Annotated in this window: 12 protein-coding genes; 6 read left to right on the top strand and 6 right to left on the bottom strand. The window is 69.4% G+C overall.

All coding sequences use genetic code 11. The features are described from left to right. Positions 1–58: 58 nt before the first annotated feature. Positions 59–646 (top strand): DUF1285 domain-containing protein, encoded by a 588-nt coding sequence (locus T8T21_RS09615; protein WP_322335434.1) that lies wholly within the window; start codon positions 59–61, stop codon positions 644–646. 227 nt (positions 647–873) lie between these two features. Here the strand turns inward: T8T21_RS09615 and T8T21_RS09610 are convergent, their stop codons facing one another. Beyond that, complete coding sequence (locus T8T21_RS09610; RefSeq protein ID WP_322335433.1) at positions 874–2,352, bottom strand: NAD-dependent succinate-semialdehyde dehydrogenase; 1,479 nt, start codon at positions 2,350–2,352, stop codon at positions 874–876. 79 nt (positions 2,353–2,431) lie between these two features. On the opposite strand from T8T21_RS09610, the gene T8T21_RS09605 reads away from it, so the two are divergent. Continuing rightward, the gene (locus tag T8T21_RS09605) at positions 2,432–3,214 is read left to right on the top strand and encodes an alpha/beta hydrolase (protein ID WP_322335432.1); all 783 of its coding nucleotides are present in this window, start codon (positions 2,432–2,434) and stop codon (positions 3,212–3,214) included. Positions 3,215–3,285: 71 nt separating this feature from the next. Here T8T21_RS09605 and T8T21_RS09600 read toward each other — a convergent pair whose 3' ends face one another. Next, the gene (locus tag T8T21_RS09600; RefSeq protein ID WP_322335431.1) at positions 3,286–4,266 is read right to left on the bottom strand and encodes a P1 family peptidase; all 981 of its coding nucleotides are present in this window, start codon (positions 4,264–4,266) and stop codon (positions 3,286–3,288) included. A gap of 219 nt (positions 4,267–4,485) precedes the next feature. Here T8T21_RS09600 and T8T21_RS09595 point away from each other — a divergent pair, with 219 nt between their 5' ends. Genes T8T21_RS09595 through T8T21_RS09585 form a run of 3 tightly spaced genes read left to right on the top strand, consistent with a single transcriptional unit; the run spans position 4,486 to position 6,327 of the window. After that, positions 4,486–5,328: a L,D-transpeptidase gene (locus T8T21_RS09595; RefSeq protein WP_322335430.1), complete on the top strand. Its 843-nt coding sequence runs from the start codon at positions 4,486–4,488 to the stop codon at positions 5,326–5,328. Position 5,329: 1 nt separating this feature from the next. Further along, positions 5,330–5,662, top strand: a complete 333-nt coding sequence (locus T8T21_RS09590) for a hypothetical protein (protein WP_322335429.1) — start codon at positions 5,330–5,332, stop codon at positions 5,660–5,662. A gap of 53 nt (positions 5,663–5,715) precedes the next feature. Further along, entirely contained in the window at positions 5,716–6,327 is a 612-nt protein-coding gene (locus tag T8T21_RS09585) for a DUF1523 family protein (RefSeq protein ID WP_322335428.1), read from the top strand. Here T8T21_RS09585 and T8T21_RS09580 read toward each other — a convergent pair. After that, complete coding sequence (locus T8T21_RS09580) at positions 6,324–7,169, bottom strand: helix-turn-helix transcriptional regulator (RefSeq protein WP_322335427.1); 846 nt, start codon at positions 7,167–7,169, stop codon at positions 6,324–6,326. The genes T8T21_RS09585 and T8T21_RS09580 overlap by 4 nt on opposite strands. 101 nt (positions 7,170–7,270) lie before the next feature. On the opposite strand from T8T21_RS09580, the gene rpe reads away from it, so the two are divergent. After that, positions 7,271–7,957, top strand: coding sequence for a ribulose-phosphate 3-epimerase (rpe, locus tag T8T21_RS09575; protein ID WP_322335426.1), 687 nt, complete (start codon positions 7,271–7,273; stop codon positions 7,955–7,957). Positions 7,958–8,123: 166 nt separating this feature from the next. Here the strand turns inward: rpe and T8T21_RS09570 are convergent, their stop codons facing one another. The 3 genes from T8T21_RS09570 to T8T21_RS09560 all read right to left on the bottom strand — a co-directional run bounded on the left by T8T21_RS09570 (position 8,124) and on the right by T8T21_RS09560 (position 10,602). Continuing rightward, complete coding sequence (locus T8T21_RS09570; protein ID WP_322335425.1) at positions 8,124–8,957, bottom strand: NAD-dependent epimerase/dehydratase family protein; 834 nt, start codon at positions 8,955–8,957, stop codon at positions 8,124–8,126. Positions 8,958–8,968: 11 nt separating this feature from the next. Next, positions 8,969–10,156, bottom strand: a complete 1,188-nt coding sequence (locus T8T21_RS09565; RefSeq protein WP_322335424.1) for an NAD(P)/FAD-dependent oxidoreductase — start codon at positions 10,154–10,156, stop codon at positions 8,969–8,971. Between the two features lie 116 nt (positions 10,157–10,272). Next, positions 10,273–10,602 (bottom strand): hypothetical protein, encoded by a 330-nt coding sequence (locus tag T8T21_RS09560; protein WP_183473466.1) that lies wholly within the window; start codon positions 10,600–10,602, stop codon positions 10,273–10,275. Positions 10,603–10,743: the final 141 nt, after the last annotated feature.

Raw genomic sequence — 10,743 nt, 5'->3', positions numbered from 1 at the left:
ACAGCCTTCCCGTCCTGATCTACTATCGCGGTCTCAGCAGATACCGTGACGGGTAGGGATGGCAAACACAAAGAACGGTGAGGGATCGGCCGCACCATCGGCGGAAAGCCTCGCATCCGCGGCCGGAAAGGCAGGCGCACGGGGACCGGCGCCGGTGCATCTGTGGAACCCGCCCTATTGCGGCGAGATCGACATCCGCATCGCCCGCGACGGCACCTGGTTCCACGAGGGCACGCCGATCGGGCGCGAGCGGATGGTCAAGCTCTTCGCCTCGATCCTCAAGCGCGAGCAGGACCGCCATTTCCTCGTTACCCCGGTCGAGAAGGTCGGCATCGTCGTCGAGGACGCGCCCTTCGTCGCGGTCGACGTCGCGCGCGACGGCTATGACCTGCGCTTCACCACCAATCTGGGCGAGTCGGCGCTGGCCGGGCCGGAGCATCCGATCCGGGTGGTGCGCGACGCCGCCACCGGAGAGCCCGCCCCCTATGTCGAGATCCGCTCGGGCCTCGAGGCGCTGATCGACCGCAAGAGCTTCTACCGACTGGTCGAGCTGGGCGAGACGGCGCCGCATGAGGGCGAGGACTGGTTCGGGGTGCGCTCGGGCGGGGTGTTCTTCCCGATCATCCCCTCGGTCGAGCTGCCCTGACGCGCACGTGGAAGCCCCGGGGGGACTTCCACGGCACGCGTCAAAGGGCAGAACTCGTAAAGACGACGCCACGGGGCTGCACCGGACGTCGACCTATCCTGCAACAGGATTGCGACAATTAGGATACAATCCCTCCCTCCGGGGCCGGATCGCCGGCCCCGGAGGGGGGGCATGCACAGCTGCTGGGCGCAGGTGCCCCTGCGTCAGGCAGCCGGTTGACCGATCCGTCAGACCGATGCGCAGAGATATTTCATCTCAAGATAGTCCTCGATCCCGTGCCGCGAGCCCTCGCGGCCCAGCCCCGACTGCTTCACGCCGCCGAAAGGCGCCACCTCGGTCGAGATGATTCCGGTGTTAATGCCGACGATGCCGTATTCCAGCGCCTCGGCCACCTTGGTCACACGGGAGAGGTCCTTGGCGTAGAAATACGAGGCGAGGCCGAAGATCGTGTCGTTCGCCATCTCGATCACCTCGTCCTCGTCCTCGAAGGCGAAGATCGGTGCGAAGGGGCCGAAGGTCTCCTCATGGGCCACCTTCATGCCCTGTTTCGCGCCGGTGACCACCGTGGGCTGGAAGAACTGACCGCCGAGGTCGTGTGCCTCGCCGCCGGTGAGCAGGGTGGCGCCGTTGTCGAGCGCGTCCTTGAGGTGCTCGCGCACCTTGTCGATCGCCTTCGGCTCGATCAGCGGCCCGAGATCGGTGCCCTCGGCGAGCCCGTCGCCGACGCGCAGCTTCTCGACGGCGGCCTTCAGCTTCTCGGCAAAGGCGTCATGCACGCCCTTCTGCACGTAGATCCGGTTGGCGCAGACGCAGGTCTGGCCGTTGTTGCGGAACTTGCACTGGATCGCGCCCTCGACTGCCGCATCCAGATCGGCGTCGTCGAAGACGATGAAGGGTGCGTTGCCGCCCAGCTCCATCGAGCATTTCATCACCTGATCGGCGGCCTGCCGCAGCAGGATGCGGCCCACCTCGGTCGAACCGGTGAAGGTCAGCTTGCGCACCTTGGGGTTCTCGCAGAACTCCTTGCCGATCTCCGAGGCGCTGTCGGAGGTGACGACCGAAAACACGCCCTCGGGCACGCCTGCCTCTTCGGCCAGCACCGCCATGGCCAGCGCCGAGAGCGGCGTCTGCGAGGCGGGGCGGATCACGAAGGAGCAGCCGGCCGCCAGCGCCGGGGCGACCTTGCGGGCGATCATCGCGTTGGGGAAGTTCCAGGGCGTGATCCCGGCGGCGACGCCGATCGGCTGACGGATCACGGTGATCCGCTTGTCGGGCATGTGGCCGGGGATAGTTTCGCCATAGACGCGCTTGGCCTCCTCGCCGAACCATTCGACGAAGCTGGCGCCATAGGCCACCTCGGCCCGGGCCTCGGTCAGCGGCTTGCCCTGTTCGGCGGTCATCAGGATCGCCAGATCCTCCTGATGCTCCATCATCAGGTCGTACCAGCGGCGCAGGATCTTGGCGCGCTCCTTGCCGGTTTTCGCGGCCCAGGGCTTCTGCGCGACATAGGCGGTGTCGATGGCGCGGGCGACCTCGGCCCGGCTCAGATCGGGTACCGAGGCCAGCACGTCGCCGCGGGCGGGGTTGGTGACATCGAAGGTCGCGCCGTCCTCGGCCGCGACCCACTTGCCCCCGAGAAAGGCGCGGTCGCGCAGCAGGTCCGGGCGCTTGAGCAGTGACTTGATGTCGGTGCGGTCGTCGAGCATGACTTGTCCTCCAGAGGTTCGGGCGCATCCTTCACCGCGAGGGTAGGGCAGGTCCAGCCCCGGAACAGGGAGGACGAGGATGACCAGCCGCGCCGAGATCGACGAGGCCTATGCCAATGCCAGCCATATCCCCGGCGGCATGGAATATCCGGCGCGCTGGGCCGCCGCCGCCGCCGCCTTCCGCGAAGACCATTCGCCCCAGGAAATCGCCTATGGCGATGGTGCGCGCCAGCGGCTCGACCTGTTTCGCCCCGAGGGCGCGACGCGCGGCACGGTGGTGTTCGTGCATGGCGGTTTCTGGCGCGCCTTCGACAAGAGCGCATGGTCGCATCTGGCAGCGGGCGCGTTGGCGCATGGCTGGGCCGTGGCGATGCCCTCTTACACCTTGGCACCCGAGGCCCGCATCTCGGCGATGACCCGCGAAATCGAAACGGCGATCGGCGCGGTGGCCGGGGCGGTGCCGGGCAAGCTGCGCCTCGCGGGGCATTCGGCGGGCGGGCATCTAGTGGCGCGCATGGCCTGCGCCGATCTCGCGCCCGGCTGGCGCGACCGGGTGGAGCGGATCGTGCCGATCTCGCCCTTGGCCGACCTGCGGCCGCTGATCGTGGCCACGATGAATGACGATCTGCGGCTCGACATGGCCGAGGCCGAGGCGGAGAGCCCGGCGCTGCGCGACCAGGTCGCTTTGCCGATGACGGTCTGGGTCGGCGCGGCCGAGCGGCCCGCCTTCATCGAACAGGCCCGGTTGCTCGCCGCACGGCGCAACTGCCCGTTGGTCGAGGCGCCGGGGCGCCACCATTTCGACGTTATCGAGGAGCTGGCCGAGCCCGATAGCCCGCTGATGACCGCGCTCCTGAGCTGAACTCGAGCGCGCTCGTCGCGCGTATCTCGTTTTGTGCCGAGGCCCGTGATTGCCGGGAATGGTCGGCGGGATCAGCCGAACCGTTCCTGCCAGCACGGCTGCGACCCGTTCGGGGCGGCATGGTACACCGCGCGGGCGATGGCGCGGGCGAGGCAGACCGCCGCCGCATGGCCGAGCCACAGCGCATCGGTCACGGGCTCGGCCAGCGGCCGCGCCCCGGTCGCGGCAGCGAAGACCAGATCGCCATCGAGCGGCGTATGGGCGGGCAGCAGGGCCCGGGCGATGCCGTCCTGCGCGGCCACCGCCATCCGCAGGCAGCCCGCCTTGTCGAGCGTGGCATCGGTGGCGACGACGGCGATGGTCGTGGCCTCGCCCGGTCGGGCGAGCTTGGTCGGCGGCGGACCGGGCGGCGGCATGGCGGGTCCCAGCCCGCCGAACTCCGCCCCGACCTCCCACGGTGCCGCCCAGAAATGGGGGCCTCCGCCGATGCAGGCCGATCCGACCGCGTTCACCGCCACCAGCGCCCCGACCGTGTGGCCGCTCTCCAACATGACCGATGCGGTGCCAAGGCCGCCACGCAGATCCGCAGTCGTCGCGCCGAAACCTGCGCCATGGCTGCCCTCGGCCAACTCTGATCCTGCCGCTTCGAGCGCGGCGCGGCCCAGCGCGGCATAGGGGTTCGCACTCCAGCCCTTGTCGCCGCCATTGCCGAGGTCGAACAGGATCGCGGCCGGCACGATCGGCACGCGCTGTCCCGCCGCCTCGAAGCCGCGCCCCATCTCGCGCAGCCCCTCGGCCACGCCCGAGGCCGCGTCGAGCCCGAAGGCCGAGCCGCCGGAGAGGACCAGCGCGTCGACGCCCTGGACCAGCTTGTCGGGAGCGAGCAGCTCGGTTTCGCGGGAGCCGGGTGCGCCGCCGGTCACCGCGACCGAGGCCGCGAAGGGCCTTCCGGCGGTCACGACGGTGACACCCGAGCGCAGCTTGGCGTCGTGGGCCTGCCCCACCAGAAGCCCGGCGACATCGGTAAGGGCATTGCGCGGGCCGGTCCTCATCGCGCCATGCTCAAGCAGAATTGACCGCCGCTGGCCCCGCCATGGGACGGGGCAGGGGAGTGGCGTCGGCCGTAAAACCCTGATTCCGCTGCCATCACCCTTCCCATCGATCGAATGCCACGCCTACCGGCGCAAATGCCCTTCGGGGAACCGCGAACATTGCGGTTCCGGACCGTGATGATAGGTTGCCGGGAAACCTTGCGTCAAAGGCTGCCATTCATGAAGTCCAATACTCCCGCGCTCACGCGCCGTCGACTGCTGACCGGCGCGGCCGCATTGACCGTCCTGCCCGCCTGCGCGGCGCAGGTGCCTACCACCGTCGCCACCTCGTCCGAGCAGGAGATCGGCGGCGTGCCGCTGAGCCAGATCGTCGATGGCTATGGCCTGATCGAGGATGCCGGGTACCGCCTGCCGCCGGTGCCGCCGAAATACCTCCAGGGGCTGAACCGCCGTGCCTACGTGCCCTATCGCGGCTACGAGTCCGCCGGCACGATCGAGGCCGACCTGCACGCCAAGCTGCTCTACTGGATCGAGCCGGGCGGCATGGCATGGCGCTTTCCGATCGGCGTCGGCCGTCAGGGCCTGTCGATGTCCTACGACACGGTCATCAAGCGCAAGCAGGAATGGCCGAGCTGGACGCCGACCCAGAACATGCTGCGGCGCGAGCCGGAGATCTATGGCGAGTATGCCGGCGGCGTTCCGGGCGGTCTCGCCAACCCGCTGGGCGCACGTGCGCTCTATCTCTACCAGGGCAACCGCGACACCTATTACCGGATCCACGGCACCAACGACCTTGCCTCGATCGGCAATTCGGGTTCGGCCGGCTGCATCCGGATGTTCAACCACGACGTCATCTTCCTCTATCCCAAGGTGCCGCTCGGCACCAAGGTGGTGATCCGCAACCGCGCGGATTCGATCGCGATCGAGGGCGAGGCCGTGGCCAACCGGGGCAGCGAGCTGCCGCCGACCTACGTGCCGCCGGAGGAAATCTACACCGCCGCCGCGCAGAGCGGCCCGCCGCAATTCGGCGCCGCCTCGAACGTCGAGAGCTTCGGCTACTGAGATGGGCTGGGGCCTCGTGCTGCCGGCGCTGGGCCTCGCCCTCGCCGGCTGGGCGGTGCCCCGGCTTCTGGCGCGGCTGTTTCCCGAAGGGGTGCGGCCACTGCTTTGGCTGGCGCTGACGTCGGCGCTGGCGATGCAGGCGCTGTCGATGGCGCTGTTTCTCGGCCTCTACCTTCTGCAGGGCGTGCCGTTCTCCGAGCTGGTTCGGCCGGGGCACGGATCGCTCCTGCTGCACCTCGCGCGGCTCGGTGCGGCCTCTGCTCTGATCTGGGGGCCGCTCTTGGTGCTGTCGGTGGCCGGACTGCCTCGGCGCTGGCGACGGGCAAGCTGGTAGCCGCCGGGGCGCCAATGGGCTAACCCATCGGGACACGGGCAAGGAGCGACGCGATGCGCTGGATCGGCTGGATCTTCTGGGGAACGCTGGCGGCGCTGCTTGTGGCGTTGCTGCACTACAACCTGCCACGCCGCGAGATCGTCCGGATCACCGGGGTCGAGATCAAGCTGGAGCGGATCGATCCCGATTCGGTGTTCTGGGCCGCCTCCGAAGGGGGCGCCGCGACCGGCCCCGTCGAGCGCGACGTGCGTTTCATCGACACGGTGCGCGCCGATGGCGGCGTGATGGTCTTCCGCAACGAGGACACCGGCGGCGGCTGGCCGCCCTATTTCAAGTTCGACAGCGCCAACCTGCAGGCCGAGGCACGCAACCTCGTGTCCACCGCCGCCGACCCGCAATGGGTGGCGATGCGCTACTATGGCTGGCGCATCCCGCTTTTGTCGGTCTATCCCAACGCGCTGTCGGTGCGACCCGTCGACGGGCCGGACGTCCGGCTGATCCCCTGGTTCAACATCGTCGTGCTGACGCTGCTCGTCGCGGTGATCTGGGCGGTCGGCGTGCGCCTGCGGCGCTGGTCGCGGGTGCATGTCTCGCCCTGGCTCGACCGGGGCGACCGGCGCGTGGCCGAGTGGAGCGACGCGATCCGGCGACGGCGCGGCCGCTAGGGCTGAACCACGTCGCGCTGGCGCGCGCGCCGGAACCGCTGCGGCGTCTGGCCATGCGCCTCGCGGAACAGCTTGTGGAAATGCGACAGGTTCGGCACGCCGCATTCGGCGGCAATCTCGGCCAGGCTGTCGGCACTGCCGGTCAGGCGCCGCGCGGCATAGTCCATCCGCTGCGCGTTGATCCAGTCCGAAGGCGACATGTCGAGGAAGCGCCGCATCGACCGGCTGACATGCGGATGCGCCTTGCCGGCTGCGCGCGCGAATCCCGCCGCGCCCTCCTGAAACACCGCCGGGTCGCGCGCCGCGGCGCAGGCGCGTGCCAGCCAGACCGGCGCCTGGGCGGGCAATGGCGCCTCTTCTTCGGTCAGCCCGCAGATGATCGGCAGCAGGAACGCCTCGGCGCCCAGCGCGTCGCGCCGCCCACGCTCCAGCCTGAGCGCCGCCCGGTTCAGCTCGGCCATCTGCCGGCTGTCGCGTGTCAGCCGCACCGGCGCCGCAGCGCCGGACCAGAACAGCCGCCCGGCGAGGTCGGGGTGCCGCCGCGCGAGATCGGTCACCAGATCCGGATGCAGCGTCACCGAGACCACCAGCGCATGCTCGCCCCGGCCCTGAAGCCCGTGCAGATGCCCCGGCCCCGCGCAGATCACGCTTCCCTCGGCCAGATCCTCGCGCCCGTCGGGCAGGTGATGGCGCACGCGGCCGTTCTGCACCCAGGCCAGCTCGAAGAAATCGTGCCCGTGCAGGGCGGGCCGCGCCGGCGAGAGTGCGGCGCGGGTCAGCGCGGCGCATTCGCCGTGGGCGAGGATATCGGTGTGGCGAAGGATGACAGGCGCGTCCGGCATGACGCCACGTTAGCAAGGTTTTCCGCGGATGCGAGAGCCGGCGCGTGACCTGTGCCGCTTTTCGCGCTAGGGCGTGCGCGACAGCAGGAGGAGCCCCGCCGATGACCGTTTTCGACCGCCAGATCAAGATCGCGCCGTCGATCCTTTCCGCCGATTTCGCAGCCTTCGGCGCCGAGGTGCGCGCGATCGAGGCGCAGGGTGCCGATTGGGTCCATGTCGACGTGATGGACGGGCATTTCGTCCCCAACCTGACCTTCGGCCCGCAGCTGGTGAAGGCCATTCGTCCGCATGTGAAGACGGTGATGGACGTGCATCTGATGATCGCGCCGGTCGATCCCTATATCGACGCCTTCGCCGATGCGGGCGCCGACATTCTGACCGCGCATGTCGAGGCCGGGCCGCATATCCACCGCACGCTGCAGGCCATCCGCGGCGCGGGGATGAAGGCGGGCGTCGCGCTCAACCCCGGCACCCCGGCCGAGGCGGTGGCGCCGCTGCTCGACGATGTCGACCTGGTGCTGGCAATGTCGGTGAACCCGGGCTTTGGCGGGCAGAAGTTCATCCATGCCACGATCGACAAGATCGCCGCCCTGCGCGAGATGATCGGCGACCGCGAGATCCATCTCGAGGTCGATGGCGGCGTCGACGTCGCGACCGCGCCGCTCGTCGCCAAGGCGGGCGCCGACGCGCTGGTCGCGGGCTCGGCGGTGTTCCGCGGCGGCTCGGTCGACGAGGCGCAAATCTATGGCGAGAACATCGCCGCGATCCGGGCCGCGGCAAGGGGCTGACCTCGGGCCGCACACTGGCTGCGGCGGTTCGCCATGCGTATTTGGGGAATGGTGAAGGACCGCGGCGCGCATCCCGGTGGCCGGGCGCGCCATGCCGCTTCACCATTCCGATAAATACGCGAATCCCCCCGTCGACTGCCGCGCTGCCGCCGGGGGTGGGGTGCCGTCAGTCGCCCGCGCTCATCCGCTTGATCGCCGCGACGCCGCTTTCGCCCAGCGGCACCACCGCGAAGGGGCCGCCCAGCGAGCGCTGCGCCGGATCGGAGGGGTCGGGCGTCTTGGGCGTCGGCAGAAGCCGATCGGCCCAGTCCTCGGCGTTGTCGCGTGGGCGGTAGCCGAGAAAGGCGACCTTGTGGTTCGACACTGGCGCGCGGGTATTGGCCGAAACCCCCCAAGCCACGGTGAAGCCGGTGACGGGCGTGGTGACGGCCGCCTCGACCAGCCGTACCAGATCGCCATGGCTCAGCCAGGTGTGAAGCGCGCGGGCGTTCTGCGGCTCGGGCGTGCAGGACATAATACGCAGGCACACCGCCTCGAGGCCGCGCTTCTTCCACATCATCCGCCCCATATCCTCGGCGAAGCATTTCGACAGGCCATAGAAGGTGTCGGGGTCGTGTGGCGCGTCGGTGTCGAGACCGGCCATCGTCTCGGACATGCCGGCCGCGTGCACCGATGAGGCGTAGACCACCCGCCGGGCACCGACCCGGTGCGCTGCCTCCCAGACCGTATAGGCGCCGATGAAGTTCGGGCCGAGCAGCTCCTCGAAAGGGGCCTCGTCGGGGATGGCGCCGAAATGCACGACCATCTCGGCGCCCTGCATCAGCGCCTCGAACGCCGCGAGATCGGTAAGATCGGCTTGCACGAAGCGTTCGTTCGGCAGCAGATCGGCGGGCGCTTCGCGGATGTCGGTGGATACGAGCTCCTCAGCCAGCGCCGCGAGCGGTGCGCGCAGCAAGGATCCCAAGGCGCCGCGCGCGCCGGTCAGGACGATCTTCTTCATGTGGTCTCCCTTCAGATGACGGCCGCCTCGGTCAGCGCCCGGCCCTCGGCCAGGCGGGCGGTCGAGAGCGGCGACAGGTCGATGCTGCGCCACTCGCCGTGGATGATGCGCTCGGCGATGCCGCGCCCGACCGCAGGCGCCTGTTGCAGCCCATGGCCGGAGAATCCGGCGGCGAAATGCAGGTTGGCCACCGCCGGGTGGGGCCCGAGCAGGGCGTTCTGGTCGAGCCGGTTGAAGTCGTAATGCCCGACCCAGGCATTGCGCAACCGGATCCGCTCGAAGGCCGGAACCCGCGCGGCCAGCGCCGGCCAGACCCGGTCCTCCCAGATCGCGTGGTCCATGCCGAAATCCTCGGGGGCACAGGGCGCGTCGGCCTCGGGCGGGCAGCCCGCCATGTAGAGCGCCCCGTCCGAACGCATGTGCACGCCCGAAGGATCGATCGTCAGCGGCAGCTTGCGGGGCAGGGCGTCCTCGGCCTCGAACACGAAGGTGTAGCGCTTGCGCGGTTCGATGGGCAGGTCGATCCCGGCCATCGCCGCAATGCGCGCCGTGCGCGGCCCCGCCGCGGCGACCACCTGGCCGCAGGCGACCCGGCTGCCATCCGACAGGCGCAGCCCGGTGACCCGGTCCCCGTCGCGGTCGAGCCCCACGACCTCGGCCCGCACGGTCTCGACGCCCATGGCCCGGCCTTGGCGGCGGAAGGTGTCGAACATCGTGCCGCCGTCGAAATATCCCTCTTCGCCGGGGTTGTGGCTGCCGAGGATGACGTCGTCGAGCTGCATGAACGGAAAGGCCGCATGCAGCTGCGCGGGTGAGAGCAGCCGCGTGCCCGCGCCGAGGCCTGCCTGCAAGGTTTGGGCCGCGCGCAGCCGTTCGGCCGTTTCCGCATCGCCGGCGAGGTAGAGATAGCCGAAGAAATCCGTATGCAGCACCGGCGCTTCGGCACCGGCGAAGTCGCGGAACCGGCGGATGAAGTCGAGGCCGAAGCGGCTGATCTCGACGTTGACGGCGGTGCCGAACTGCATCCGGATGCAGGAATTGGTATGGCTGGTCGCGGCGGATTCGAAGCTCGGATCGCGCTCGATCACCAGGATGCGGCCGTCGAAATCCGGGTCGCGCGCCAGCCACCAGGCCACGGCGCTGCCGATCATCGCCCCGCCGATGATCGCCACGTCGCAGGAGGAATTCTCGGTTGCCATGCGCGGAGGCTAGAACGGGAAACCGCGCCGCGAAAGAGGTGGCGCGCATGAAAAAAGCGCTCCCGAAGGAGCGCTGTAAGTTGTCCGGGCGAGGCGGCCCGGTAAGGGATAAGGGGTCAGACGGCGCGCAGGACGGCGCCCCGGTCCGTGCGGTGCATCAGCACGGCCAGATCGAGGGCCATGCCAGTCAATTGCCTGCGCATCGCGCCGGGCCGGCTGCGGGCGCGGCGCGGCAGGCTGACGAGAAGCGTTTCGCGGCGGGGCGGCAGGGCGGGATGGTAGCGAAAGGTCACGGTCACCATCGCCTCGATACCATTCGAGAAGCGGTGCCGCCGGACCCGCGAGAACCGGCTGTGGATGAGTTCGACATTGCGGGCGCGGCTGGCGCGGTGGCGGGTGACGAGCGTGGCGGCAGAGCCCGAAAACGCGTTTGCCTGATGATACATGCCGCTTTCCTCCGATCCATGTCCCGCGCCGGATGATTAAATCCGAGAGATTGATTAATCATCGGCACAAGGCCCGTGTCATGGCCGATTGTGGCGGGAATGGGGCGGGTGGCCCCGGCGATTCTGGAACCCGACGTTGTT

The sequence above is a fragment of the Limimaricola variabilis genome (genome assembly GCF_034371605.1).
In the GTDB taxonomy this organism is placed as follows: domain Bacteria; phylum Pseudomonadota; class Alphaproteobacteria; order Rhodobacterales; family Rhodobacteraceae; genus Limimaricola; species Limimaricola variabilis.
Note: the sequence above shows the minus strand (reverse complement) of the source record. Positions and strands in the feature narration are given on the sequence as shown.

Coding starts and splice junctions, on each gene's coding strand:
- T8T21_RS09610 (WP_322335433.1), bottom strand. CDS start 2,352: ATGCTCGACGACCGCACCGACATCAAGTCACTGCTCAAGCGCCCGGAC.
- T8T21_RS09600 (WP_322335431.1), bottom strand. CDS start 4,266: ATGAGGACCGGCCCGCGCAATGCCCTTACCGATGTCGCCGGGCTTCTG.
- rpe (WP_322335426.1), top strand. CDS start 7,271: ATGACCGTTTTCGACCGCCAGATCAAGATCGCGCCGTCGATCCTTTCC.
- T8T21_RS09585 (WP_322335428.1), top strand. CDS start 5,716: ATGCGCTGGATCGGCTGGATCTTCTGGGGAACGCTGGCGGCGCTGCTT.
- T8T21_RS09580 (WP_322335427.1), bottom strand. CDS start 7,169: ATGCCGGACGCGCCTGTCATCCTTCGCCACACCGATATCCTCGCCCAC.
- T8T21_RS09565 (WP_322335424.1), bottom strand. CDS start 10,156: ATGGCAACCGAGAATTCCTCCTGCGACGTGGCGATCATCGGCGGGGCG.
- T8T21_RS09615 (WP_322335434.1), top strand. CDS start 59: ATGGCAAACACAAAGAACGGTGAGGGATCGGCCGCACCATCGGCGGAA.
- T8T21_RS09605 (WP_322335432.1), top strand. CDS start 2,432: ATGACCAGCCGCGCCGAGATCGACGAGGCCTATGCCAATGCCAGCCAT.
- T8T21_RS09560 (WP_183473466.1), bottom strand. CDS start 10,602: ATGTATCATCAGGCAAACGCGTTTTCGGGCTCTGCCGCCACGCTCGTC.
- T8T21_RS09570 (WP_322335425.1), bottom strand. CDS start 8,957: ATGAAGAAGATCGTCCTGACCGGCGCGCGCGGCGCCTTGGGATCCTTG.
- T8T21_RS09595 (WP_322335430.1), top strand. CDS start 4,486: ATGAAGTCCAATACTCCCGCGCTCACGCGCCGTCGACTGCTGACCGGC.
- T8T21_RS09590 (WP_322335429.1), top strand. CDS start 5,330: ATGGGCTGGGGCCTCGTGCTGCCGGCGCTGGGCCTCGCCCTCGCCGGC.